Origin of the sequence: Streptomyces sp. NPDC016845 (assembly GCF_044332585.1) — a bacterium.
In the GTDB taxonomy this organism is placed as follows: domain Bacteria; phylum Actinomycetota; class Actinomycetes; order Streptomycetales; family Streptomycetaceae; genus Streptomyces.
Genome location: NZ_JBIRPI010000006.1, coordinates 1 through 25,855, shown reverse-complemented (window position 1 = coordinate 25,855; position 25,855 = coordinate 1). Strand labels below are relative to the sequence as shown.

Here is a 25,855-nt window from a genome sequence, read left to right as displayed (position 1 = left end):
CCTCCCAAAGCCGGGTCCCTGCGCGGGCCTCGCTGCCGAGCCTGCCCGGAAAACGGGCCGTACACCAGCAGGCCGCCACCACGCGTCGCTGCCGGGCCATGTCGCCGTTTCCCGATCAGGGCGTCGGCGCTCAGGAGTCACCGGTACGGGTCCGGCCCGGGACCCGCGCCCTGTTCCTGCACGGCAGCAACTACGGCACCTGCCGCGGCCTCGCCGCCCAGCTCGCCGACGAGGCCGCCGCCCTCGGGTGCGCGACCGAGGTCACCCCGCTCGACACGTACGCGGGCGCCCTGCCCACCGACCGCCCGGTCATCGTCGTCGCCGCCTCCTACAACGGACAACCGACCGACGACGCCCGCAACTTCGTCACCGCGCTCGACGAGGCCCCCGACGGCTCGCTCGACGGCGCCGTGCACGCCGTGCTGGGCGTCGGCGACCGCAACTGGGCCGCCACCTACCAGCACGTGCCCACCCGCATCGACGACCGGCTCGCCGCGCTCGGCGCCGAGCGGCTGTGCGAGCGCGCCGCCGCCGACGCCTCCGGCGACCTGAACGCCGCCGTACGCACCTTCACCGCGAGCCTGCGCGCCGCACTCCTGGAGCGGTACGGCGACCCCGACGCCACGGACGACGGGCCCGCGCCCACATCCGCGTACGAGATCCGGGAGATCACCGGCGGCCCCCTCGGCCTCGCCGCCGAGCGCCACGGGCTCGCGCCGCTCACCGTCACGGAGGCGTACGACCTGACGGCGGCGGGCCATCCGCGCGCCAAGCGGTTCGTGCGGCTGGCGCTGCCGGACGGGGTCACCTACCGGACCGGCGACCACCTCACCGTGCTGCCCGCGCACGAGACCGCCCTCGTCGACCGTGCGCTGCGCGCGCTCGGCGTCGCCCCGGACACCGTGCTCGACATCCGTACGGGCCGGCCGCGCCGCGACGCCCTCGCCGTCGACCGGCCGCTGACCGTGCGCGAACTCCTCACCCGCCACGTGGAGTTGCAGCACCGGCCGACGGCAGGGCAGGTCGCCGTGCTCGCCGCCGCGAACCCGTGCCCGCCGGAGGCCGCGGCGCTCGCCGCGCTGCCCGCCGACGACCCCCGTACGTTCGTCGAACTCGTCGAGGCCCATCCGGCGCTGCGCGGGGCGCTGTCCTGGGGGCAACTCCTGGACCTGCTCCCGCCGTTGCGGCCGCGCCACTACTCCGTCTCCTCGACGCCCGCGGTCAGCCCCGGCCACGTCGACCTGATGGTCTCCGTGCTCGACGCGCCCGCCGCTTCCGGCAGTGGCCGCTACCGGGGAACGGGCTCCACCCACATGGCGGCGCTCCGCCCGGGTGACACCGTGCTCGGCCGGATCCAGCCGTGCCGCGACGTCTTCCGGATCCGGCACGACGCGCCCGAACCGGTCGTCATGATCGCGGCGGGTACGGGTCTGGCGCCGTTCCGGGGAGCGGTCGCCGAACGGCTGCACCACGCCGCCGCCTCCGCACCGGCGCTGCTGTACTTCGGCTGCGACCACCCGGACCGCGACTTCCTGCACGCCGGTGAGTTGCGCGCCGCCGACACCGCCGGCGCGCTCTCGCTGCGTCCCGTCTTCAGCGGGGCCCCGGTCGACGGACACGCTTTCGTGCAGCACCGCATCGCCGCCGAGGGCGACGAACTGTGGACCCTGCTCGACTCCGGAGCCCGGGTCTACGTGTGCGGGGACGGCGCCCGGATGGCGCCCGGGGTGCGGGCCGCGTTCCGCGACCTCCACCGCGAGCACGTACCCGGCGCGGACGCAACCGCGGCCGAGGAGTGGCTGGCCGGGCTGGTCGCCGAGGGCCGGTACGTGGAGGACGTGTACGGCGGCTGACGCCGGGGTTACCCCGTTCGGCGGAGTCCCGCCGGGCTAGCGGGATCACCGAACCGGACGCAGAATCAGTCGTATGTCCCTTTTGTCCGCGAGTGTGACGTGGCTCGGGCTCGGCCTGACGCTCGACATGGCCGGGCTGGTGACGTACGGCCTCGCGACGCTCCCGTGCAGGGAGACCGTCCGCGAGGAGGACGCGGAAGGGGTCTGCTGTCTGGCGCGGCGGACCGCCGTGGTCCTGGGCTGTCTGGGGATGACGGCGTTCGTCGTGGGTTCGGTGTACTTCGTCCTGCACGTCACGCGCTTCCGCTGAGGTTTTGGCCGGAGGCGCGCGACGGGGCCGCGTCACCGACGCGGCCCCGAAGCCCCCGGTCAGTTCCCGCCGCTCCCGTAGGGGCGGGTGATGACCTCCATGCCGTGGTTCGCCGGATCCTTGAAGTACACGCCGCGGCCGCCGTCCTGATGGTTGATCTCGCCGGGCTGCTTGCCGTGCGGGTCCGCGTAGTACGTGATACCGGCGTCCTTGATGCGCTGGAAGATCCCGTCGAACTCCTCCTCGGTGACGAGGAAGGCGTAGTGCTGGGTCACGATGGACTCGGCGGGGATGGACGCGAAGTCCAGCGTCACGCCGTTGCTGAGGTCGAGCGGGATGAACGGGCCCCATTCGGCGCCCGCCTCGAGCCCCAGGACGTGGGCCAGGAAGTCGGCGGACTCCCGCTTGTCGCGGGCGTGCACGATGGTGTGGTCGAGCTGAACGGCCATGATGGATTGCCTCCAGAAGGCAACTCCGGCACCTCCATGCCTCACCCGGACGGTGACCGGCACGCGATGCTGCCGTGGATCGTAGGCACATCGCGCGACGGTCCGCCACCCTGTTCCCGGCCGGTGCGTCAGTCCAGGACCAGCTCCGGGTCGTACATGTCCAGCCAGAGCGCGAGGTCCAGGGTGCGTTCGAGCCCGCGCCGCGCCGCGTGGTTGATCTGCGGACCCTCGCGGTGCGCGGCATGGGCCACGCGCTCGCGGTCGACGAGGTCGAAGACGCGGTGCGAGGGGCGCGAAAGGAGGTCCTTCGCGTGGTCCTGGAGCGCGAGCGCGTACTTCGGGTCCTGCGTCGACGGGTACGGGCTCTTGACCCGGTCGTACACCGACTGCGGGAGCACGTCCGCGGTCGCCTCGCGCAGCAGGCTCTTCTCCCGGCCGTCGAACGACTTCAGCGCCCAGGGCGTGTTGTACACGTACTCCACGAGCCGGTGGTCGCAGAACGGCACCCGCACCTCCAGGCCCACCGCCATGCTCGCCCGGTCCTTGCGGTCGAGCAGGACCCGTACGAACCGGGTCAGGTGGAGGTGGCAGATGCGCCGCATCCGGTACTCGAAGTCGCTCTCGCCGTCGAGGCGCTGGATGGAGCGGACCGCGCCCGCGTAGCTGTCGGCGACGTACCCCGCGAGGTCGAGCCGCTTGGTGAGTTCGGGCCGGAGCACGTCCGAGTCGTCGCCGAAGTGCTGCCCCATCCGCACCAGCCAGGGGAAGGTGTCCGCGGTGCGGGCCTCCTCGTCGAAGAACTGCAGATAGCCGCCGAACACCTCGTCCGCCGACTCGCCGGACAGCGCGACGGTGGAGTGCTCGCGGATCGCGCGGAAGAGGAGGTAGAGCGAGGCGTCCATGTCGCCGAAACCGGCGGGGATGTCGCGCGCCCGGATCACCTTGGCCCGCACCTCGGGGTCGGCGAGCGCGTGCGAGTCGAGCACGATGTCGCGGTGGTCGGTGCCCGCGAGGCGCGCCACGTCGTGCACGAACGGGGTGTCCGGAGTGCCGCGCAACTCGTCCGCGACGAAGTTCTCCGCCTGGCCGACGAAGTCGACCGCGAAGCTCCGTACGGTCTCGCCCCGCTGCCCGAGCTGCCGCGCCGCGATCGCCGTCATCGCGGAGGAGTCGAGGCCGCCGGAGAGCAGCGTGCAGCGCGGGACGTCGGAGACGAGCTGGCGGCGCACGATGTCGTCGAGCAGCTCGCGCACGGTGGCGATGGTCGTGTCGCGGTCGTCGGTGTGCGCCCGGGTCTCAAGAGTCCAGTACGCGCGGCTGCGCAGCCCGGAGCGGTCGACGGTGACGATCGTTCCCGGCTCGACCTCGTGCATGCCGTCCCACACGGCATGGCCCGGAGTCTTCACGAACGTGAACAGCTCGCGGAATCCGTCCAGGGTGACCCGCGGCTTGGCGAGCGGGTTCGCGAGGATCGCCTTGGGCTCGGAGCCGAACAGCACGCCGTCCGCGGTCCGGTAGAAGTAGAACGGCTTGATGCCCATGCGGTCGCGGATCATGAACAGCTTCTCGACGCGGCTGTCCCAGAGGGCGAACGCGTACATGCCGTTGAGCCGCGAGGGCAGGCCCTCACCCCATTCGAGGTAGCCGCGCAGCACCACCTCGGTGTCCGAGTCGGTCCTGAACTCGTGCCCGAGAGCGGCGAGTTCGGCGCGCAGCTCGGTGTAGTTGTAGGTCTCTCCCGAGTAGACGAGAGCGACCGTGCCGCCCGGCACCGACGCCGTCATGGGCTGCCGGCCGCCCGGCAGGTCGATGATGGCGAGCCTGCGGTGGCCGAGCGCTGCCGGACCCTCGATCCAGGTGCCGCGGTCGTCGGGGCCGCGGCACTCCATCGTCTGCGTCATCGCGTGCAACGCGTCGGCCGAGCCCCGCAGGTCACGGTCGAAGGAGATCCAGCCGGTGATGCCACACATAAGTGCTCCTCCTGCTTCCCGTACCGCCGTGGTCAACCGGTCGCAGCCGAACCGGTTGTACACGGCATCTATATGTCGAGCGTGTGTCATGGCGGCGGGCCCGGTCAACGTGGCCGTAACAGCGCCAACCGCCCGAACCGGAGGGTTTCGGCCGCTCGCGGCAGGGTCGACCGGAATGATTCCCTTCGCAAATCCCCGATCCTGCGCAGGTCCGGCGACCGGTTGCCTCGGGCGATCATCGTGATCCGGCCAACGGCAAAGGTTTGATCAATCCTGGCGGCACATCCCGCCGGTCGGCGGGGCGAGGCGCTCGACCGGCTGCCGGAGGCCGGGCCCCGGCAGGCTTGAGCACGAGGTCGGGGCGCGCGGCCGGATTGCGGACCGTCCGCCCGCCGGCGCCGAGGCCGAGCACCAGCGTGTGCCCGAGGCCCAGGCCGGGGACATCGGGGCCAGGTCGAAGGTGCCGTCCTCGTTCTCCGCCGGCAGGAGCACGGCGGGGGTGCGGGAGTGCGGGACCGGTCGTTCCGGCCCCGGCCGAAATGTGGCCGGGTGTCCTCCTACGCGGTCGCTCGCAGCGTCCCCTCGAACGTCGCCGCCGCCAGCCCGAACGACAGCGTCATCCCGACCCCCGACGTCACCGACACCGCGCGCACCCCGGTCGCCACGTCCCGTACGAAGAGCGGGCCCCGTCGGCTGCTCGCGTACACGCCCTGCCAGCGCTCGGTGACCCGCACCTCGGGCACGCCCAGGACCCGCGCGACCTCGCGCAGGAGCAGTGCGGTGACCGCCTCGTCCTGGAACGGGACCTCCGTGGTGTCGTACGCGTGCGAGTCGCCGACGAGGACGGATCCGTCGGACAGCCGGGTGAACATCACGTTGGCCCCTACGTCGAGCAGCTCCGCGCTGTGACCGTTGACTTCGGCCCGCAGGGCGGCGGCCGACGGGGTCGCCGTGAAGGCGTCGTAGCGCAGCATCGACGTGGCGGTCAGGATCGCCGCGTCGCTGCGGAAGGCGGCGGGCGCCTCGATCCGGGCCATGGACAGGCGGCAGCGTTCGATGCCGTGGGCCGCCGCCTCGTCGGGGTAGAGGCGGTCGAGGTCGTGGCCCACGCAGAGCAGGATCTGGTCGCCGTGGACCGGGCCGCGGCTGGTGTGCACGGTGCCGGTCTCGACGCCGGTGACGTTCGTGCCCCACGCGATGCTCACACCGGGCTGCCGCGCGAGCCACGCGGCGAGTTGCGGCGCCGCCTCGCGCGGGTTGACCCGCAGGTCGGCCGGGAGCAGGGCACCGCCGGCGAGATCGGCCCGGTCGTCGGCGGCCCGGCCCAGCGCGTCGCCGGTCTCGTCCCGGGTCCGCAGCCGCACCGCGTCCGCGCCGCGCTCCTCGCGCAGCTCCTCCAGGACGGCCAGCTCCGTCGCCGAACGGGCCACCACGAGGGCGCCCGCCTCAGGCGCCCACAGTCCGGCCCGCGCGGCGGCGTCCAGCCAGCCCGCGCGCGAACGGGTCGCGAGGTCGAGGAGTTCGCCGCGCTGGGCGGTGACGCAGCAGTGCCCGAAGTTCCGTACGGACGCCCCGACGGGCCGCCGGTCGCGCTCGACGACCGTCACGCGCAGCCCGCGCCGCACCGCCTCGACGGCGTGCGCGAGGCCGACGATGCCCGCGCCGACCACGACGAGGTCGCTGCGGTCGCGCGGGAGAGAGACGGGGGCGGGGGGTGCGGTGGCGAGCGTCATGCCACCCACCCTGCGGAGCATCGGCCGACCCCGGCAAGAGCTGTCTATACAAGTTTTCCGGATGTTTACCAGATAGGCGCCCTGAGTGGTCTTGCTGAGCGCATCCGAATCCTGCGAGACTCGACTTGTGAATACAAGTGAGGGCGGGCCGCTGCACCAGCGGCTCGGAGCCGAGTTCCGGCGGCGCGTCGAGACGGGGGAGTGGCCCGAGGGGCAGCCCGTGCCGAGCGAGGGCCGGCTGTGCGAGGAGTTCGGCACCTCGCGCGGCCCGGTCCGCCAGGCGCTCGCCCAGCTCCGCGCCGAGGGTCACCTCGTCGGGGGCCGGGGCAGACCGCCGGTCGCGCGCCGGGTGACGCCGTCGCAGCCGTTCGCCTCGCTGATGTCGTTCACGCAATGGGCGCACTCCATCGGCCGCACGCCGGGCCAGCACACGGTCGAGGTCGCCCGCAGACGTGCGGGACCCGACGCGGCGGCGCGCCTCGGCCTCGACGAGGGCGCCCCCGTCGTCGACCTCGTACGACTGCGCCACCTGGACGGGGTGCCCGCCATGGTCGAACGCTCCACCTTCGTCCTCGACGTGGGCGCGCACCTGTTCACGGTCGACCCCGACGCGGGCTCCGTCTACGAGGCCCTCACCTCCCACGGTGTCGACCTGCACCACGCCCGCCACACCATCGACGCCATCGCGGCGGACCCCACCGACGCGGACCTGCTCCACACGGCCGAAGGCCATCCCCTGCTGCGCGTACGGAGGTTGGCGTTCACCGGCGACGGCAGGTCCGTCGAGTACGCCGACGACCGCTACCTGCCGTCCATGGCCACCTTCACCATCGAGAACACCGTCGGCGGCCGCACCGTCGCGGGACGCGACCGCTCGGACGACGCCACCGGCACCCGCCCGACACTCCACTCCGACGCTAGGAAACCCCAGTGACACAACTCGCCGTCCTCGACATGGCAGGCACGACGATCGAGGAGCACGGCGCCGTCTACGAGGCGCTGCGCCACGCCGTCGAATCGACCGGGGCCACCGTCGCCGCCGCCGACCTGCAGACCTGGATGGGCACCGACAAGCGCGAGGCCATCGCCTCGCTCGTCCGCATCGGCGGCGGCAGCCCCGACGCCCAACTGGTCGAGCGGCAGTACGGCGTCTTCCGTACGTATCTGACGCGGCGCTACGAGGAGGTGCCGCCCCAGCCGATCGCCCACGCCGACAAGGCGCTCGCGGAGCTGCGCGCCCGTGGCATCAAGGTCGCCCTGACCACCGGTTTCAGCGACGATGTGGCGCTGCCGCTGCTCGCCTCGCTCGGCTGGTCGACCGGCGAGGGCGGCAACCTGGACGCCGTGGTCACGTCCGACGAGGTGGAGCGCGGCCGGCCGGCCCCGTACATGATCCACCGCGCGATGGAGAAGACGGGCGTCGTCGACGTGCGCGAGGTGCTGGTCGCCGGGGACACGACGGTCGATCTGGAGGCCGGGGCGAACGCGGGCGCGGGCGTCGTGGTCGGCGTACTCACGGGCCGGTTGACCCGTGGGCAGCTCGAAGCCGGCCCGCACACCCACGTGGTGGACAGCGTCGCCGACATCCCCGGCCTCCCGGAGCTGCTCAGCTGAGCGCCGCGTCCACGATCGCCTGCGCCTCGGACTGCACCTGCGCGAGGTGTTCAGCGCCGCGGAACGACTCGGCGTAGATCTTGTACACGTCCTCCGTGCCGCTGGGCCGCGCCGCGAACCAGGCGTTCTCCGTGGTGACCTTGAGGCCGCCGATCGCCGCCCCGTTGCCCGGCGCCTCGCTGAGGCGGGCGGTGATCGGCTCCCCGGCGAGGGCGCCGGCGGTGACGGCGTCGCCGGACAGCTTCGACAGGCGGGCCTTCTGCTCCTTCGTCGCCTTCGCGTCGATACGGGCGTACGCGGCGCCGGACGCCCCGTACCGCTCGGCGAGTTCGGCGTAGTACACGGACGGCGTCCTGCCCGTCACCGCGAGGATCTCGGCGGCGAGCAGGGCGAGGAGGATGCCGTCCTTGTCGGTCGTCCAGACGCTGCCGTCCTTGCGCACGAAGCTCGCCCCGGCGCTCTCCTCGCCGCCGAACGCGACCGAGCCGTCGACCAGTCCCGGCACGAACCACTTGAAGCCGACGGGGACCTCGACCAGTTCGCGGCCGAGCGAGGCGGCGACGCGGTCGATGACGGCGCTCGACACCAGCGTCTTGCCGACCGCCGCCGACTCCGACCACTGCGGCCGGTGCGAGAACAGGTAGTGGATGGCGACGGCCAGGTAGTGGTTCGGGTTCATCAGCCCGGCGTCGGGGGTGACGATGCCGTGCCGGTCCGCGTCGGCGTCATTGCCGGTGAGCAGTTCGTAGTCGTTGCGGCGCGCGAGCACGGAGGCCATCGCGGGCGCGGAGGACGGGTCCATCCGGATCTTGCCGTCCCAGTCGAGCGTCATGAACCGCCACGTGGGATCGGTCTCGGGATTGACCACCGTGAGGTCCAGCTCGTACATCTCGGCGATCCGCGCCCAGTAGTCGACGCTCGCGCCGCCCAGCGGGTCGGCGCCGATGCGCACGCCCGCCGCGCGGATGGCGTCCACGTCGATGATGTTCTTCAGGTCCTCGACGTAACGCTCACGGAAGTCGTACGGCTCCGGGGCCGGGTTCTCGGCCGTGCGCGGCGTCCAACTCGCGTCCTCCAGCAGCTCGTTGGCGCGCTGGGCGATCCACGAGGTGGTCGCCGAGTCGGCGGGGCCGCCGTGCGGCGGGTTGTACTTGAAACCGCCGTCGCGCGGCGGGTTGTGGCTCGGCGTGATCACGATGCCGTCGGCGCGGTCGGCGGGTTCGTCGCGGTTCCAGCGCAGGATCGCGTGGCTGAGCGCGGGCGTCGGCACGAAGCCGTCGAGCGAGTCGGCCATGGTGCGTACGCCGTGGGCCGCGAGGACGCCGAGCGCCGTCTTGAGCGCGGGCCCGGAGAGCGCGTGCGTGTCCGGGCCGATGAACAGCGGCCCGGTGATTCCCTCGCTCTCGCGGTGCTCGACGATGGCCTGGGTGATCGCCGCGATGTGCTTCTCGTTGAAGGCGCCGTCGAGGCTGGAGCCGCGATGGCCACTCGTGCCGAAGACGACGCGCTGCTCGGGGCGCGCGACGTCGGGTTCCCTGGTGTAGTAGGCGTCGACCAGTTCAGCTACGTCGACGAGATCGTCCGGCAGGGCGGGGGTTCCTGAGCGGTCAGTCATGCGGACAGTGTCCCACCTGCGGCTATGGGGCGTCGGAAAGCGCCGCCCCGCGTCGGGTACTTCGGCGGGTCCGGCCGACGCGGGGCGGCACCGCGCTGCTCACCCTTTCTTGTCCGCCGCCTCGCCCGCCTCGGCGACCGCGCTCTCGCGGGCCTCGACGATCGCGGCGACGGCGGCCAGGACATGGGTTTCGACCGCGCCCTTGTCGATGCCCAGACCGCTGAGGACCCCCGAGCCGTTCTCCTGCTCCAGGAGGGCGAGCAGGATGTGCTCCGTGCCGACGTAGTTGTGCCCGAGGCGCAGCGCCTCACGGAACGTCAGCTCCAGGGCCTTCTTGGCGTCGGCGTCGAACGGCACAAGGTCGGGGCCGTCCTCGACGGCCGGGGGCAGCGTCGCCGTCGCGGCCTGGCGCACCGCGTCCAGGAGCACGTCCTGTGCGCGGATCGCCTTGGCGGCCAGGCCGTCCGGCTCGTGCAGCAGGCCGAGGGCGAGGTGGGCGGTGGTGATGGTGGAGTTCTTCGCCGCGCGGGCCTCGTGCTGCGCGCCCATCACCACGTTGCGGGCGCGGGGCGTGTAGCGGCTGAAGCCCTGGCTCGGGTCGATGTCGGTCTCGGCGCCCTTGGGGACGAAGCGCTTCTGCGCGGCCTGCCGGGTGACGCCCATGCTCTTGCCGATGTCGGTCCAGGAGGCGCCGGAGCGGCGGGCCTGGTCGACGAAGTGCCCGATCAGGTGGTCGGCCACGTCACCGAGGTGGTCGGCGGCGAGCATTGCGTCCTGAAGCTGGTCGAGCGCGTCGGTGTGGACCTTCTTGATGGCCTCGATCAGGTCGTCGAGGCGCACGGGATGCGTGGAGGCGACTGATTCCGTCATGTGACAACCGTAGGTTGACAGTATCGGGGTGTCAACCTTCGGTTGACAGGCGCTCGACGCCTCTCACACGGCCGGCGGGTTCAGCTGCCGGAAGCCGTCCTGGATCCGGTACGGGTAGTACGGGTAGGGCGCCTTCACCTCGCTCGCCGCGTCGAGCCGGGCGACCTGATCCGCTGTCAGCTCCCAGCCCACGGCGCCCAGATTCTGCTTCAGCTGCTCCTCGTTGCGCGCCCCGATGAGCACCGAGGAGACGGTGGGCCGGCGCAGCAGCCAGTTGATGGCGATCTGCGGAATCGCCTTGCCGGTCTCCTCGGCGATCTCGTCGAGCGCGTCGACGACCCGGTACAGGTGCTCGTCCTCGATCGGCGGACCGAACCGCGCGGTCCGGTGCAGCCGGCTGCCGTCGGGCAGCGGCTGCCCGCGCCGGATCTTCCCCGTGAGCCGCCCCCAGCCGAGCGGGCTCCACACCACGGCGCCCACGCCCTGGTCGAGGCCGAGCGGCATCAGCTCCCACTCGTAGTCGCGGCCGACGAGCGAGTAGTACACCTGGTGCGCGGCGAACCTCGGCCGCCCCTGCTTCTCGGCCTCGGAGAGCCCCTTCATCAGCTGCCAGCCCGAGTAGTTGGAGACGCCGGTGTAACGGATCTTGCCCGCCCGGACCAGGTCGTCGAGGGTCGCCAGGACTTCCTCGACCGGGGTGCTCGCGTCGTAGGCGTGCAGCTGGAAGAGGTCGATGTAGTCGGTGTCCAGGCGGCGCAGCGCCGCCTCGACCGACTTGATCAGGCGCGAGCGGGAGACTCCGGCGTCCTGCGGTCCGACGCCCGTGGGCAGGGCCGCCTTCGTGGAGATGAGCGCCTGGTCGCGGCGGCCCTTGAGCGCCGCGCCGAGGACCTCCTCCGACGCGCCGTCCGAGTAGACGTCGGCCGTGTCGAACATGGTGACCCCGGCTTCCAGGCTCAGGTCGACCATGCGCCGCGCCTCGTCGACGCCGTTGTTGCCCCAGGCGGAGAACAGGGGGCCGCGTCCGCCGAACGTACCCGCGCCGAAGCTGAGCGCGGGAACTTTCAGGCCGGAGGTCCCGAGTCGGCGGTACTCCATGACAGTCTCCTTCGTAAACGGTTCTGCGGTTCCGTTAGTACGTGAGGTGACTGTAGCAGTGGAACGGCGCCTAAAGGAACCAGAGTTCCTTTAGGCGCCGTGGGGAGAGATCCGCGACCGCGTACTACGGCTGCAGGTTGATCTTGAATGTGGACGTCGTGTTGCGGATGTCCACCGCGTTGTCGCTCAACTTCAGGTTCTTGAACGTGACTTCGCCGACGGCCGGGCCCTGGCCCGCCTCCGGCATCTCGTTCGCCCACAGCCCGAAGCCGGACTTCGCGTCGTACGCGTCACCGCTCTTGCGCGCGCCCGAGATGGTGACGTCGGTCAGGATCGTGTCCTTGATCGGGAACTGCGGCTGGCCTCCCACGTAGTTGGTCTGGAACATGATCCCGCTGTAGGTCGGGTCGACGATGTCGACGTTGGTGACCCGGATGCCCTGGAACACCTTCGACGCCGAGAACATCCAGATGCCCGGGAACGTCTGCCCGCCCCAGAAGTGGCCACCGGAGCGGATGACCGAGCTGTTCTCCAGGGTTGTCGGACCGGTACCGAACCCGTTCATCGGATAGCCGAAGTCGAGCGAGCTGATGGTGACACCGGAGTAGACGAGGGTGTCCGCGACGAGGATGTTGCGGAACGTGTTGTCGTACCCGCCGTACACGGCGATGCCCGCCGCGCGCCACGTGAGCAGCGACGTCAGGTTCTCGAACACGTTGTTCTTCTCGTCGGCGCCGCCCGCGTCGATCGCCGAGAACAGCGCGAAGCTGTCGTCGCCGGTCGCCCGGGACTCGTTGTTCACGACGTGGTTGTCGGTCGAGCCGTTCGTCATGTTGACGCCGTCGGCGAACGTGTCACGGATCCGGGAGTTCTTGACCGTGACCCGGTCGGTGTTGGCGCCCCAGTACAGGCACACCGTGTGCTCGTTCCACACGTCGTCGATGGTGATGTCCGCGACGTTGGAGAGGTCGAAGACCTTGCCGGGGCCGTCGATCCGGGACGTGTAGTTCCCGAAGAAGGAGAAGTGCGCGAACGCCGACCCGTTGGCACTCGCCTCCGCGCGGAACCCGGCGTCCGTGTTCTCCTGCGACGACGGCGTGTGGAACCGCGTGAACCACGGCCCGGCGCCGACGACCTTCACCGCCTTCCCGTAGACCTGGAACTTGTTCGACGTCTCGTAGTCACCGGCCGGCAGGTACACGCCGACGAGCTTGCCCGTCGTGTCCATGCGGACCTTGTCGAGGGCGTCCTGCACGGCCTGGTGCGAGAACCCGGTCGGGACGGCGTACGTCGCCGGGTCCGGGTTCGGCAGCTGTGTCGCCTGCTCCAGGCTGACGAAGTCGATCGCGTACGTGGTGTCGTTCGCGGCGTCCTTCTGGAGCCGGATCCTGCTGCCCGCCGGGACGGTCTGGCCGAGCAGCAGGTTGGCCTCGTCGTAGATGTGCCGTGCCGCGCCCGCGCTCGGCGCGTTGCCGGGCCCGGTCTCGTTCCCGTACAGCCAGGCGTACTTCGAGGTCAGGTCGATGGCCTTGAGGTACTTGCCGTCGACGTAGACGTTGAGCGTCGAGTTGCGGCCGCCGCCGCCCGCCGCGTCCGGGATGGAGAAGCGGGTGACCAGGGTGTTCGTCGGCGCCTTGGTGGTGAACTCGACGTAGGCGCCGTTGCTGTCGAGGGTGACGGCCTTGCGGCCCGACGCCTCGCCCGCGAGGTCACCGACCGTGCGGTTGGGGCCGAGCACCTTCGCGCCGCCGCCGGTCGAGCCGTCCTCCGCCTCGTAGGTGTCGTAGGGCATATTGGCGCCGCGCCCGACGAACAGCGGCTGTGAGGTGGTGTTGTTGTCGCGCTTGACCGGCAGCTCGTTGGCGTCGGCGGCGATCACGGTCTTCACCGTGAACTTGCCCTTGCCCGCGCTCCAGGTGCCGAGCTTGACCGGCGCGGTCGTGGCACCGGCCGCGATCGGCCCGTCGTAGGAGCCGGTCAGCGTCTTCACGACCGTGCCGCCGGAGTCGGCGACCGTGAGCGTGATGGCGTGGGCGCCGGACGCACTGGCCTGGTTGCCCTGGTTCCTGATCCCGACGGAGAAGTTCACCGTGGAGCCCTCGGCGGGCGCGCTCGGCGACCAGGAGACGGGGGAGGCGATGAGGTCGGCGCTGGTCACCGGCTTGACGACGAGACCCGTCGGGCTGGTGTAGGCGTTGTTGCCCTCGTTGCTCTCGACCACCTTGTTGTCCGGGTCGACGACCGCGCCGACCTGGTAGGTGCCCGCGTCGTGCGCCCCGATGTCGGCACTGACGGTCGTCGTCGCCCCGGCCGCGAGCGCGCCCACGGTGGCGGAGCCGACCTTGTCGGAGCCCAGCTTGAGGTCCAGGGTCGTGGCGCCGCTCGCCTCGCTGCCCGCGTTGCGGACCGTGGCGGAGAGAGTGATCCTGTCGGACTCGACGGGCGAGGTGGGGGCCGAGGTGACGCCCGTGACCTGGAGGTCGGGGTTGGGTGCCGGCGTGCCCAGGACCTGGAACTCCGCCAACTGGCCCGCCGGAGCACCGGAGTTGGAAGTGAACACGAGCCGGACGTCCGCGACGCGCGCGGTGACCGGGACCGTCACCGTGTTACCGCTCGCCGGGTTGAACGAGTACTCCTTCGCGGCGGAGAGCGTCGTGAAGTCCGACGCCTTCTGTTCGCGGCCCTGCACCTCGATCTTCTGGGTGCGGGTGGCCCAGGCGGCGTCCGGGTTCAGCTTCAGGACGACCGAGGACACGTCCGCGTTCGCGCCCAGCTTGACGGTCAGCGTGTTCGGGTAGCCGCTGCCGCCCTCCCAGTACGTGCTGGTGCTGTCGTCGACCGCGTTCTCCGCGACGAAGGTCTGCGTGGAGGAGGACGCCGTGACCGGCTTGCGTACGGCCAGGTTGGCGTCGTTGGCCGTCGAGCCGTTGCGCGTGACGGCGTTGCTGTTCGCCGACTCGTTGCCCGCCGCGTCCTTCGCGCGCACGGTGTACGTCACCGTCGCCGACGCGGGCTGGGAGTCGGTGTACGTGGTGACGTCCCCGGCGACCGACTTGAGCAGGGTGCCGTTCGCGTAGAGGTCGTAGCCGGTGACCTTCACATTGTCGGCCGACGCCTTCCAGGCGAGCTTGACCTGACCCTTCGTGGCCTCGGTGAAGGCCAGATCGCCGGGCGCGGTCGGCGCCTGTGTGTCACCCGAATCGCCCTTGCGGGTCACCGGGTCGGAGTCCGGCGACTGGTTTCCCGCCGCGTCCTTGGCGCGCACGGTGTACGTGAGCGTCGCCGACGCCGGCTGGGTGTCGGTGTAGGTGAGCGCGGACCCGTCGACCGAGGCGCGCAGCGTCCCGTTCGCGTAGATGTCGTAGCCGGTGACGCCGACGTTGTCCGTCGCGGCCTTCCAGGTCAGCTTGATCTGGCCGGTCGCGGGCTCGGTGCAGGCGAGGCCGCCGGGCGCGCCGGGAGCCTCGGTGTCGCCGGTCGTCGGCCCGTAGACCTCCAGCTCGGAGAGCTGACCGGCCGGCTGCCTCGTGTTCGCGGTGACCTGGACCCGTACGTAGCGCGTGGTCACCGTGTTGAACGACAGGGTCTGCGCCTGCCCGCCCGCCGCGCTGAACTCGTACGCCTTCGACGCGACCAGGTCGCTGAAGTTCGTGCCGTCGGTGCTGCCCCGCACCGTGAGCGTCTGCGTCCGGGTCTCCCAGGTGGTGGGCAGGCGCAGCACGACGCGGTTCACGCGCACGGAGGCGCCCAGGTCGGCCTGGACCCACTGCGGCAGCGCGTCGTTCCTGGACTCCCAGTAGCTGGAGGCGTCACCGTCCCCGGCGTTGGCCGCCGCGTAGGTCTGCGTGTACGAGCTGGCCGAGAAGGTCTTGCCGCGCGCCAGGTTCGTCGACGACTCGCCCGCGCCGTGCACCTCCAGCTCCGCCAGCTGTGCCGCCTGCCATGCGGAGTTGGCGTTCACGACGACGCGCACGTAGCGGGTCTGCGTCGCCACGAACGACACCGTCACCGTGTTCGCCGAACCGGGCGCGAAGGTGTACGAGGCCGACGCCTTCAGCGTGTCGAACGAGGTGCCGTCCGCGCTGCCCTGCACCGCCAGGGTCTGGTCGCGGCTCTCCCAGCCGCTGGGCAGGCGCAGCACCACCTCGTCGACGCGGGCCGTCCGGCCGAGGTCGACCTGGGCCCACTGCGGCAGGTCGGAGCCCGAACTCTCCCAGTACGTCGAGGCGTTGCCGTCGGAGACCTTCGCCGCCTCGTAGCCCGGCTTCGCGCTGCTCGCCTTCGCCGGGGCGCCCGCCGCGAGGTTCGGGCCGCCCGAGGCCCCCGCCGCCGATATCGCCGGCAGGCCGAGGAACGCCAGGGAGAGCGCGAGGAACGCGACCAGCAGGCCGCGCCTCCCGCCCCGCCACCTGGATCTGAGCAAAAACTGGCCGATCATGCTGCCCCTGTCCCTGCACCGTCCCGTGCAGTGAAGCGAGTGACCTGTGGACTGACCTGTGGAGTGAGCTGTGGAGTGAGCTACGAATGAAGAGGGACGAAGAAGAGTCGCCATCCGTTTCTTGCGTTCAGTTGTTGGAGAATTGCAGAGTGATGTTGATGAGTCCACTGTTTGAACAGAGTTAGTTGCGATGAGGGACAATGGACGACCATGTCCCACGCACCGGCGGCCGACGGCGCCGCACTCCACTACCAAGTCCGCGGCAGCGGCGCCCCGTTGCTCCTGCTGGCCGGCCAGTCGAACAGTCACCGCTGGTGGGAGCCGGTCCTCGACCGGTTCGCCGCGGCCTTCACCACCGTCGTCATGGACTGGCGCGGCACCGGGGAGAGCGACCGGCCCGACTCGGACACGTACAGCACCGAGAACTTCGCCCGCGACGCCGTCGCCGTGCTCGACCACGCCGGGATCGGCCGCGCGCATGTGTACGGGACTTCGATGGGCGGCCGGGTCGCGCAGTGGCTCGCGGCGGACCATCCCGGCCGCGTCGACCGCCTCGTCCTCGGCTGTACGTCGCCGGGCGCGCCGCACGGCATCGAGCGCGGCCCCGCCGTCCGCGAGGCGCTGGCCGACCCGGACCCGGCGGTCTCACGCGCCGCACTGCTCGACCTGATGTACACGCCCGCGTACGTGGCCGCGTGCCCCGGCCCGTTCCACACGCTCGGCGATCCGGCGATGCCCGCCTACGCCCGCCGCCGCCATCTGCGCGCCAGCGCCCGGCACGACGCGTGGGACGCGCTGCCCCGGATCACCGCACCCACCCTCGTCGTGCACGGCGGCGACGACGACTTCAACCCCACGGCCAACGCGCCGCTCCTGGCCGAGCGCATACCCGACGCGCGGCTCCTGCTGGTCCCCGGCGGGCGGCACGCCTACTTCGAGGAGTTCGCCGACGAGGCGACGCCGCCGGTCCTCGATTTCCTGAACGCCCAGACCCGGACGGCTTGCCGAGCCGTCTCCCCGCTTCCGACGGAGGAACCCACGCGATGCCCGCCGCCCATGTCCGGTTCGAACAACTCCTGAAGGCCGCGGACCCGGCCGCGACCGGCGCGCTGTGGCGCCTGGAGGGCGCGGCCCGCCAGCTCGACTCCAACGTGATCCGCGTACGGCCCGGGGCGCGCGGCGAGGCGTACGTCGAGAACGATCTGGACGTTCTCCTCGTCGTCGTCGAGGGGCACGGCACCCTGCGCCGCGCCGACGCGGAGGAGGAACTGGCGCCCGGCACCCTGGTGTTCGTGCCGCGCGGCGAACGGCGTGCCGTCAGCGCGGGCGAGGACGGGCTCGTCTACATCACGGCGCACCGCAGGCGCCCCGGCATGACGATCGGCCGCGCCGCGACGAAGGCCGCGACCGAGGGCGGCGAGGCGCCTTGTTCGCTTCCGCGCGTGTGCACCGAGTGCGGCCGGGTCACCGAGGAGGCGGACGCACGGTTCTGCGGCCGCTGTGGAGAGCGCTTGCCAGGACAGACTTCCGGCCGTCCTTGATTGCGAGGGATCACGCCATACGGCGAGTTCCGCACCCTCGCTCCCGCCCTGGCGCAAGGGTCCCGGGGCTCCGCTTCCGTCACTTCTCGCCACTGATTCAACACACAAGGTTACCGAAAGGCGGGGGTCCGGGATGAGTTCCGGCCGCGCCCACGGCAGACTCTGCCGCAGGCGGTCGCCGAACTCCCGCGGCGGCCGGCCTGGGGAGGGGAAGCACCACTGGGGGAGCCCGCGCGTGTGGGGCGCGCGGGCTCCCCGCCCCGTCGGCGGACCGGTACCGCGGGCCGGGTCAGGACCCCGGGACCGTGTCCTCGAACGTGGTACCGGCCGAGCGGTACGCGGCCACCTTCGCCGCCACCTGGGCGGGCGTGAGCACCTGGTCCTTCACGTGCAGCACGTAGTCGACCTGCTGGTCGTACGCGCGCGGGCTGGTGCTCGTCAGGCCCGCGAGGTCGATCAGCCACTGGTTGAAGTTGATCGACATGGGCCGCTCCGGCAAGTAGGCGGCGTCGTGCGTGCCGAACGCCTGCCCGTCCACGTAGTACCGGATGCCGCTGCTGTCGATGGTGACGACCAGATCGTGCCAGCCCGCGTAGGACCGCCGGCTCTCGGTGTGCTGGTTCACCGCCTGCCACGGGTCCGGGTTGTAGGTCTCCCAGGACGTCGTGTACAGGATGTTCGACGGCTCGCCCCAGCCTCCGTTGGGCAGGTACTCGAAGTCGTACTCGGCGTAGTCGTCCGCCATCGGCGCCTTCAGATCGTTGATCGTGAAGAACGTCTGCACCAGGTGGTCCCCGTCGGGGCCGCTCCTGGGCGCGTCGCTGAACTTCACACGCGCCGCGTACGTCCCGTTCCTGAACTTCAGCGCCTTGGTGAGGACCTCGGTCTGCTTGGTGCTCTCGCCGGTCCCGGAGGTCGAGGTCTCCAGGTTCATCACGGCGTTGCCGCCCGAGGTGGGGAAGGTGACCTTGTCGGGTGCCCAGGTCGCGCCCGGTACGCCGGGGCCGCCGGAGTTGGAGCGCACGTTCCAGCCGTGCGCGTTCATCTTCGGGTCGGTGTACGAGCTGTAGTTGAAGTCGTCGAACAGTGAGCCGCCGGGCGTGCCGGGGTCGCCCGGGTCGCCGGGGTCACCCGGATCGCCCGGGTCGTTGCCCGCGGGGGCGGTGCCCCAGACGAGGGCGCCGTCGAGCTGTGCGGTGACCTTCGACCAGTTCGCGTACGAGGTCTGCGCCGCGCCGAACGAGTAGTCGTCGTTCTGGTTCAAGGACTGCCAGTCGGAGCGGTGGAACCGCAGTTGGAGATCGCCGGTGTCCGCGCCCGCCGCGAGCGATCCGGCGCCGGACGTGAAGCCGATCTCCAGGTACCGGTCGGCGGTCGGCGTCGGCTTGGCCAGGGTGCCGAACGTGCCGGTGACGTTCCCGCAGCCCTTGACGGCCCACGAGCACGCGAAGCGGTAGTTCGTGCTCGCCGTGTCCGCCTTGAAGTAGTAGCGGACCTTCACGCCGCTCAGGGCGACGCCGCCGCTGCCGGAGTTGCGCACCTTCAGCCACGGTTCGGCCTGGTCACTGCCGGTGCTGCCGGTGTGGTACTGCACGGTCAGATCGCCCGCGGCGGCGGAAGCGGCCGGCGGGAGGGCGACGAGGCCCGCGCAGCCGAGCGTGGCGGCGACGGCGGCCGTGACGCTTCTGCCGAGCGCGGTCTTCCTTCGTGCGGTGTTGCTCATGACAGTTCCTTTCCGGAACGGTGGGGGACGGGGAGGTGCGGGTCGAGCGGCCCGTGGCGCACGCCGAGCGCGGCGAGCCGGGCCGTGTGTGCGGAAAGCCGCTCGCGAAAGCCCGGCCAGGAGGGGGATCCGTGCCAGGCGCGGTCGGCGAACGCGCACAGTCGGGGGAAGACGAGCCGGTCCACGTGCGCGGCGGTCGGCGCGAACTCGGTCCACAGGTGCGCCTGCATCCCGAGGAGCCGGCCGGGGGCATCGGTGTCGTCCGGCAGCTCGTGGTCGTGGACCGCGCGCAGGTCGACCACGGCGCCGGGCTGCCCCTGCGGTTCGCCCGGGGCGTAGGACTGCGCGTAGTCCAGGTAGCTCGCGCGGTGCTGGCCGCTGATCACCGTGTGGCCGCGCTTGAGCGCGATGCGGGTGTGTTCGGGGTCGCGCCAGGTCATGACGGTGAAGTGCGGCGGCAGGCCCTCACCGTTCTCCGCCCACGCCGTCGGCACGCGGCCGCGCTCGGTCAGGAACTCCCCGACGCGGCCCAGGAACCAGCCCCGTAGCGCGGACGTGTCCGGGAGGCCCTCGGCGGCGGCCCGTGCCCGCGCAGCCGGGCTCGCCGCCCACTCGGTGGTGGGGCACTCGTCGCCGCCGATGTGCACGTGCGACGAAGGGAAGACGTCGCAGACCTCGTCGAGGACGGCGCGGCAGAAGTCGAGGACCTCGTCGTGGACGCCGAGGACGTTCTCGCACACCCCCCACCGCGTCCATACGTCGAGGCGTCGCCCGGGTACGGTGCCGAGCTCGGGGTGGGCGGCGAGCGCGGCACGCGTGTGCCCCGGCATCTCTGTCTCCGGCACGACGGTCACGCCGCGCGCGGCGGCGTACGCGACGAGGTCCGCCAACTCCCGTCGCTCGTACGCCCCTTCGTGCGGTGTCCCGTCGAAGACGGTGCTCCCGGAGGGGCCGACCATCGACTCGGCGCGCCGCCCGCCCACCTCGGTCAGGCGGGGGTACGCGGCGACCGGCATCCGCCAGCCCTGGTCGTCGGTGAGATGCAGGTGGAGCACGTTCAGCTTGTGCAGGGCGAGCAGATCGACGTAGCGGCGCAGTTGCGGGACCGGCTGGAAGTGCCGGGCCACGTCGAGCATGAAGCCGCGCCACGGGTGCCGGGGCACGTCGGTGATCTCCACGCAGGGCACGCGCCAGGCGACACCGGGCTGGGCCGTGCCCCACAGGGCCTTCGCGGGCAGGAGCTGGCGCAGGGTCTGGACTCCGCGCAGGAGCCCGGTCAGGTGCGCGGCCCGTAACAGCACCGCGTCCGGCGCCACTGTCAGGCCGTACCCCTCCTCGCCGAGGCCGCTGAGCCGTGGGTCGAGGGCGAGCACGAAGGAGCCGTCGGTGGAGGTGGTGAGCGGAAGCCCGGTGGCCGGCGCGAGGAGCGTACGGAGCAGGGCGGCGGCGGGTTCGGCGCCGGGCGGAACCCGGACCGTCGTGCCGGGCCCGATCGTGAAATGGCCGGGTCGGTAGGAGAGCTGGCGGGGCAGGGGGAGCAGCGAGGGGCGGTGAGCGGGCACGGCGGGCCTCCGGACGACGGGGGAGGGGGCACGGGCAGGCGTGGGTCAGCCCTTGACGGCGCCGGCCGCGAAGCCGGACGTGACGTGCCGCTGAAGAAGCAGGAAGATCACCAGCGCGGGCAGCGCGAAGAGGGTGGAGGCGGCCATCGTGGCGCCCCAGTCGGTGCCGAACGTGTTGTGGAACGAGGACAGCCACACCGGCAGCGTCCGGTGGTCCTGCTGCTTGATGATGAGGAAGTTGGCGTACGCGAACTCGTTCCACGCCGTGATGTAGCCGAACAGCGAGGTCGCCATCAGGCCCGGCGCGAGCAGCGGGAACGCGATGTGCCGGAAGGCGCCGGCCCGCGTGCAGCCGTCGACCTGCGCCGACTCCTCCAGCTCGGCGGGGATCGTCGCGATGAAGCCGCGCAGGACCACGATGGTGAACGGCAGCGTGATCATGAAGTAGACGAGGGTCAGGGTCGGCAGCCGGTCCAGCATCCCGGTGTCGCGGGAGATGATGTAGACCGGGATGATCAGCGACTCCCAGGGCGCCATCTGCGCGATGAACACCATCAGCATGAACTGCCGCCGCCCGTGCCACCGCATCCGCGCCACCGCGAACGACGCGCCGAGCGCGACGAGCAGGGCGAGCAGCACCGCGCTGAGCGTCACGAGCACGCTGTTGCGCCAGAAGAGGCCGAAGCCGTCGGCGTCGACGGCCCGTTGGAAGTGGTCCAGCGTCCAGCTCCGCGGCAGGAGCCGCGGGTGGTCGGACTGGATGTCGCGGTTCGGCTTGAACGCCGTCGTGACCATCCAGTAGACGGGGAAGAGGCAGACGACGACGGTGGCCGTCGCGGCGAGGTGCAGCGGGAGGCGGCGCAGGGTGCGCGCGGGCGTCGTCACAGCTCGCCCTCCTGCCGGAACATCTGCCGGAAGTAGGCGACGAGGACACCCGACATGAGGAGCACGGTCACCATCGAGGCCGCGGAGCCGAGGTCGTAGCGCTGCCCGGACAACGCCGTCTGCACGGCGTACACGGGCAGGATCGTGGTCGCGTCGCCGGGGCCGCCGCGCGTCATCACCCAGATCTGCACGAACGCCTTGAACGTCCAGATCACTTCGAGCGAGAGCACCAGCATGAAGATCGGCCGCACGATGGGCAGTGTGACCGAGCGGAAGACACGGAAGCCTGACGCGCCGTCGATGCGCGCGGCCTCGTGCAGCTCGGACGGGACCGTGGTCAGCGCGGAGTACAGGGTGATCGTGGCGAACGGCACCGACTGCCACACCACGAGCGTGACGAGGATGGCGAACGCCGCCGGGCCGTGCGCCAGCCACGGGTACCCGTCGAACGACGAGAACCCGAGGCCGGTCAGCGCGTGGTTGACGATGCCGAACTCCGAGTGGAACAGCCACTGGAACACGGTCGTCGCCGCGACCACCGGCATCGCCCACGTCAGCACGAGCGCGCTGAGCACGGCGGTGCGCCAGACCCGGCCGAGCCGCTCGGCCATCAGCGCCACGAGCGTGGAGATTCCCATGATCAGGACGACGTTGACCGCCATGAACAGGAACGTGCGGCGGACGACGGTCCAGAACCGGGGGTCGCAGAGGAGCGTCGTGTAGTTGTCGAACCCGGTGAAGCGCGCGTCACCGAGGATGAGCTGGCGCAGGCCGAAGTCCTGGAAGGAGATCAGGACCGCGCGGCCCAGCGGGTAGACCAGCAGGTACAGCATGCCGAGGACGGCGGGCGCCACGAGCAGGTAGGGCCAGACACCGGACATGGCGGCGCGGCGGGACGGGCCCTGGGGGCGCCGGGGCGGCCGGGTGAGGGGGCGGGGCGCGGTCCGCTCGCGGACGACCGACACGGCGCACACTCCTTTCGTTCCTTACGGGGGAGGGGTGCTCAGGAGCCGGAGTTCATCGCCGACGTGATCGCCTCGGACGCCTTCTTCGCCTCGTCGGCCGGGTCACCGCCCGTGAGGACCGCCGTCATGTAGTCCTTGACCGGGTTCTTCGCCTCGACGGCGGCCCAGCCGGGCGTGTTCGGCGTCGCGTGCCCCTCGGCCGCGCCGACCGCCATCGCGGAGGCGCCCGGGTCGGTGGCGACCGCGCTCGCGAGCGTCGTCTTGTTCGGTACGTAGCTCATTGCGACGGCGAGCTTCTTCTGCCAGGCGTCGCCGGTCAGCTCCTTGACGAAGGTGTACGCGGCGTCGTGGTGCTGCGACACCGTCGGGATGACGAGGTCGGAGCCGCCGGTGAAGACCGCGCCGGGCTTGCCGGCCGTCTTGCCCGGAATCGGGAAGAAGCCCAGCTTGCCCTTGAGGGCGGCGTTGCTCTGGATGACGACATTGGCGCCGCCCGGCGAGCTGATGACCTGCGCCACCTGCCCCTTCGCCATCACCTCGGCCTGCGGGGGCTGGGCCTCGTCGGAGTCCTTGGGGCCCTTGCCGAGCGCTTGCAGCCGCTCGTAGAAGGCCATGCCGCGCAGCGCCTCGGGGGTGTCGAGGGTGCCCTTCCACGTGTCGCCGGACTGAGTGGCGAGGTCACCGCCCTCGTCCCAGACGAAGCCGGAGTACGTGTACCAGTTCTGGCCGGGCAGATAGATGCCTTGCTGCGCACCCTTGTTGAGCTTCTTCGTCGCGGCGATCCACTGCTCACGGGTCTTGATCTTCGTGGCGTCGACGCCGGCCTTCTCGAACAAGTCGGTGCGGTAGATGACGACGCGGTTGGCCGCGTAGTACGGGATGCCGTACTGCTTGCCCTCGTACGCGCCCGGCTCGGCGAGGCCCTTCAGCCAGTCCTCGCCGCCGAGTTCGTCGACCTTGTCGGACAGGTCGAGGAGGCCGCCGCTCTGGGCGAACTGGGCGACCTGGGTGTTGCCGGTCTCGATCACGTCCGGGGCGTCGTTGCTGGCGAGCGCGGCCGTGACCTTCTCGCCGATGCCGTCCCACTCCTGGATCTGGACGCGTACGTCGATGTCCGGGTGGGCGGCCTCGAACCCCTTCTCGAACTCCTTCTGGAAGTCGGCCGAGACGCTGTCGCGCATCAGCCACACGTCGATGCCGGTCCGCCCGCCGTCCCCGGCTTCGCCGTCGCCGGAGCCGGACGAACTGCAGGCGCTGAGCCCGGCGACCGCGACGAGCGCGGACAGACCGGCGAGCATACGGAGCTTCACGGTTCACCTCTGGGAGCCGGACCTGACCAGTTGTCCAACTGGTCAGGTGACCTCTGGTGGTGGAGAAAGCTGGCATAGACCACTGGGCACGTCAACCCCCTGGGAAATGCAGGCCAGTTGAGGAGTTGTTGTCGATCAAGGCCGCGCCGTGGTCAACTGGTCAGGTAACTGGTCGTACGGGACGAGGGGGCGGCAGTGAACGCCGACGGGACCATCGAGAACCCGGCCGCGCCGGGGGCGGTGCTCAAGCGCGAGCGGGTGCGCGATCACATCCTGGAGCTCATCGAGTCGCACCGCCCCGGCGACGCGATCCCCTCCGAGCGGACGCTCTGCGCCCGCTTCGGCGTCTCCCGGCCCACGCTGCGCGCCGCGGTCGACGAACTCGTCGCTTCCGGTCTTCTCGTCCGCGAACACGGCCGGGGGATGTTCGTCGCCCCCGAGAAGATCACCCAGGAACTCGTCGCGAGGGAACAGGCGCTCACGGTGCCGCAGGCGGCCGGGGCCTGGTCGAGCCGGCTCCTGGAGTTCACCACCATCCAGGCGGGCGCCCGCGTCGGCCGCAAGCTGCGGCTCTCACCGGCTGCGAAGATCGTGTACGTGGCCCGGCTGCGCTTGGTGGACGGCGCGCCGATGGCCATCGAGCATCTGCACATCCGCGCCGACCTGGTTCCGGGGCTGAGCGCCCAGGAGCTGGAGAGCGGCGACCTCTACGCCCACTTGCGCGAACACCACGACGTACACGTCCGCGAAGCCGTCCAGGCCATCGAGCCGACGGTCGTCACCCGCGCCGAGGCCGACCTCCTCGACGTGCCCGAGCTGTCCCCGGCGCTGCTCTTCGAGCGGCTCACCTCGGACACGTCGGGGCAGCCCGTCGAGTACGTCCACTCCGTCTACCGCGGCGACCGCTACCGCATCGTCTCCCGGCTCACGCTCGGCCCCGCGGCGGCCACCGCGGCCGCCGCGGAACCGTCGGCCGGGCACCACCCGGGCATCCCGCCCGGCGATTTCGCGCACCGCGACACGGTGGCCTCCTCGACGCGCGGCGATGTGCAGCAGGCGCCCTGAAGGTCGTTACGGTTCCGCCATGGCCGACTACCGCATCGAAACCGTCCGCAACGGCGAGCGCGACTGGACCGCCCGCAACGAACGCGGCGCCGAGGTCCGCATCGCCCCCGCCGACGCCGAAGGCTCACCGCCTTCCTTCACCCCCGTCGAACTCCTCCTCGCGGCGCTCGGCGGCTGCGGCGGCCTCGTCGTCGACCGCACCGCCCGCACCGCCGACCACGACGACCTGCGTATCGTCGTCGAGTCCGTCTCGCGCCCCGAGGACGACGGCCGCGTCGGCACGGTCCGCGTCCGCTACGAGATCGAGCTCCCCGAGGGCGACGCGCGCACCGCCGAGATCCTGGAGAACGGCATCCGCCTGACCCACGAGAAGTACTGCACGGTCAGCCGCACGGTGGAGCACGGGGCCCGGGTGGAGGCGTGGGGGCCGGACGGAACGGTGCTTTTCATGGGCGGGTGAGGGGGTGGGCCCGCGCCCGTCCGCCCCGCGGAGCGGCTGACCGGCGACTTCGGGCGCGGGGCGCCCAGGCCGTTGTCCCCGCGCCCCGGCCGACGAGGTGGATCCGCTCAGCCCGCCCCATCACCGTCGCTGTGCGCAGCCGTGTCCCCGTCTCCGCGCGGAACAGGCGGGTCAGGCGGCGGACGCTCGTCGCCACGTCACCGCTCACCGTGCTCACCTGAACCTTTCACCGTGTCAGCCATGGCGCCACAGCACCGAGGAGTGCCGCCGGCCCTCCGGCGGCCCTCCCCCGCGTCCCCCACCGCGGAGACCGGGGCCCAGTCTGGCGGGGCCCGTGTCCCCCCGCCACCGCCACCACCCCACCGCACCCCAAGGCCCGCGAACGCACGCGGTG

At 71.5% G+C, this 25,855-nt stretch carries 20 protein-coding genes; 8 read left to right on the top strand and 12 right to left on the bottom strand.

The genetic code is table 11. The features are described 5' to 3' along the window. Window positions 1-98 precede the first annotated feature (98 nt). Window positions 99-1,853, top strand: a complete 1,755-nt coding sequence (locus ACH4RC_RS18145; RefSeq protein ID WP_398201671.1) for a flavodoxin domain-containing protein — start codon at window positions 99-101, stop codon at window positions 1,851-1,853. Between the two features lie 73 nt (window positions 1,854-1,926). Beyond that, on the top strand, window positions 1,927-2,163 hold the full coding sequence (locus tag ACH4RC_RS18140; RefSeq protein WP_398201668.1) for a hypothetical protein: 237 nt from the start codon (window positions 1,927-1,929) through the stop codon (window positions 2,161-2,163). Window positions 2,164-2,222: 59 nt separating this feature from the next. Here ACH4RC_RS18140 and ACH4RC_RS18135 read toward each other — a convergent pair whose 3' ends face one another. The 3 genes from ACH4RC_RS18135 to ACH4RC_RS18125 form a co-directional block, all read right to left on the bottom strand. Beyond that, the gene (locus tag ACH4RC_RS18135) at window positions 2,223-2,612 is read right to left on the bottom strand and encodes a VOC family protein (protein WP_398201666.1); all 390 of its coding nucleotides are present in this window, start codon (window positions 2,610-2,612) and stop codon (window positions 2,223-2,225) included. Window positions 2,613-2,740: 128 nt separating this feature from the next. Further along, entirely contained in the window at window positions 2,741-4,582 is a 1,842-nt protein-coding gene (gene asnB, locus ACH4RC_RS18130) for an asparagine synthase (glutamine-hydrolyzing) (RefSeq protein ID WP_398201663.1), read from the bottom strand. A gap of 557 nt (window positions 4,583-5,139) precedes the next feature. Beyond that, on the bottom strand, window positions 5,140-6,315 hold the full coding sequence (locus tag ACH4RC_RS18125) for a TIGR03364 family FAD-dependent oxidoreductase (protein WP_398201661.1): 1,176 nt from the start codon (window positions 6,313-6,315) through the stop codon (window positions 5,140-5,142). A 127-nt stretch (window positions 6,316-6,442) separates the two neighbouring features. Here ACH4RC_RS18125 and ACH4RC_RS18120 point away from each other — a divergent pair, with 127 nt between their 5' ends. Both ACH4RC_RS18120 and ACH4RC_RS18115 read left to right on the top strand, forming a co-directional pair. Continuing rightward, entirely contained in the window at window positions 6,443-7,249 is an 807-nt protein-coding gene (locus tag ACH4RC_RS18120) for a GntR family transcriptional regulator (protein WP_398201657.1), read from the top strand. Beyond that, window positions 7,246-7,929, top strand: a complete 684-nt coding sequence (locus tag ACH4RC_RS18115) for a phosphonatase-like hydrolase (protein ID WP_398201655.1) — start codon at window positions 7,246-7,248, stop codon at window positions 7,927-7,929. Before ACH4RC_RS18120 ends, ACH4RC_RS18115 begins: the two co-directional genes overlap by 4 nt. Here ACH4RC_RS18115 and pgm read toward each other — a convergent pair. The 4 genes from pgm to ACH4RC_RS18095 form a co-directional block, all read right to left on the bottom strand. Then, on the bottom strand, window positions 7,922-9,544 hold the full coding sequence (gene pgm, locus ACH4RC_RS18110; protein WP_398201652.1) for a phosphoglucomutase (alpha-D-glucose-1,6-bisphosphate-dependent): 1,623 nt from the start codon (window positions 9,542-9,544) through the stop codon (window positions 7,922-7,924). The genes ACH4RC_RS18115 and pgm overlap by 8 nt on opposite strands. A gap of 99 nt (window positions 9,545-9,643) precedes the next feature. After that, window positions 9,644-10,414: a Clp protease N-terminal domain-containing protein gene (locus ACH4RC_RS18105; RefSeq protein WP_398201648.1), complete on the bottom strand. Its 771-nt coding sequence runs from the start codon at window positions 10,412-10,414 to the stop codon at window positions 9,644-9,646. A 63-nt stretch (window positions 10,415-10,477) separates the two neighbouring features. Then, window positions 10,478-11,512 (bottom strand): aldo/keto reductase, encoded by a 1,035-nt coding sequence (locus tag ACH4RC_RS18100; protein WP_398201646.1) that lies wholly within the window; start codon window positions 11,510-11,512, stop codon window positions 10,478-10,480. Between the two features lie 124 nt (window positions 11,513-11,636). Then, window positions 11,637-15,950, bottom strand: coding sequence for a discoidin domain-containing protein (locus ACH4RC_RS18095; protein ID WP_398201643.1), 4,314 nt, complete (start codon window positions 15,948-15,950; stop codon window positions 11,637-11,639). A 210-nt stretch (window positions 15,951-16,160) separates the two neighbouring features. On the opposite strand from ACH4RC_RS18095, the gene ACH4RC_RS18090 reads away from it, so the two are divergent. After that, a complete protein-coding gene (locus ACH4RC_RS18090) occupies window positions 16,161-17,030 on the top strand; it encodes an alpha/beta fold hydrolase (RefSeq protein ID WP_398201641.1) in 870 nt (289 codons plus the stop codon). Beyond that, entirely contained in the window at window positions 16,994-17,491 is a 498-nt protein-coding gene (locus ACH4RC_RS18085; RefSeq protein WP_398201638.1) for a hypothetical protein, read from the top strand. Before ACH4RC_RS18090 ends, ACH4RC_RS18085 begins: the two co-directional genes overlap by 37 nt. Before the next feature lie 289 nt (window positions 17,492-17,780). Here the strand turns inward: ACH4RC_RS18085 and ACH4RC_RS18080 are convergent, their stop codons facing one another. The 5 genes from ACH4RC_RS18080 to ACH4RC_RS18060 are packed head-to-tail and all read right to left on the bottom strand — an operon-like array spanning window position 17,781 to window position 23,936. Then, window positions 17,781-19,214 carry a cellulose binding domain-containing protein gene (locus ACH4RC_RS18080; RefSeq protein WP_398201635.1) on the bottom strand — a complete coding sequence of 478 codons (1,434 nt, stop codon included), beginning with the start codon at window positions 19,212-19,214 and terminating at the stop codon, window positions 17,781-17,783. Next, the gene (locus ACH4RC_RS18075; protein WP_398201633.1) at window positions 19,211-20,776 is read right to left on the bottom strand and encodes a beta-N-acetylhexosaminidase; all 1,566 of its coding nucleotides are present in this window, start codon (window positions 20,774-20,776) and stop codon (window positions 19,211-19,213) included. Before ACH4RC_RS18075 ends, ACH4RC_RS18080 begins: the two co-directional genes overlap by 4 nt. A gap of 45 nt (window positions 20,777-20,821) precedes the next feature. Then, the gene (locus tag ACH4RC_RS18070; RefSeq protein WP_398201630.1) at window positions 20,822-21,661 is read right to left on the bottom strand and encodes a carbohydrate ABC transporter permease; all 840 of its coding nucleotides are present in this window, start codon (window positions 21,659-21,661) and stop codon (window positions 20,822-20,824) included. Further along, a complete protein-coding gene (locus ACH4RC_RS18065) occupies window positions 21,658-22,626 on the bottom strand; it encodes a carbohydrate ABC transporter permease (RefSeq protein ID WP_398201628.1) in 969 nt (322 codons plus the stop codon). The genes ACH4RC_RS18070 and ACH4RC_RS18065 overlap by 4 nt, the downstream gene beginning before the upstream one ends. A gap of 38 nt (window positions 22,627-22,664) precedes the next feature. Further along, window positions 22,665-23,936: an extracellular solute-binding protein gene (locus ACH4RC_RS18060; RefSeq protein ID WP_398201625.1), complete on the bottom strand. Its 1,272-nt coding sequence runs from the start codon at window positions 23,934-23,936 to the stop codon at window positions 22,665-22,667. A 195-nt stretch (window positions 23,937-24,131) separates the two neighbouring features. Here ACH4RC_RS18060 and ACH4RC_RS18055 point away from each other — a divergent pair, with 195 nt between their 5' ends. Beyond that, window positions 24,132-25,001 carry a GntR family transcriptional regulator gene (locus tag ACH4RC_RS18055; RefSeq protein ID WP_398201622.1) on the top strand — a complete coding sequence of 290 codons (870 nt, stop codon included), beginning with the start codon at window positions 24,132-24,134 and terminating at the stop codon, window positions 24,999-25,001. Window positions 25,002-25,020: 19 nt separating this feature from the next. Then, on the top strand, window positions 25,021-25,461 hold the full coding sequence (locus ACH4RC_RS18050) for an OsmC family protein (RefSeq protein ID WP_398201619.1): 441 nt from the start codon (window positions 25,021-25,023) through the stop codon (window positions 25,459-25,461). The last annotated feature ends 394 nt before the right edge of the window (window positions 25,462-25,855 follow it).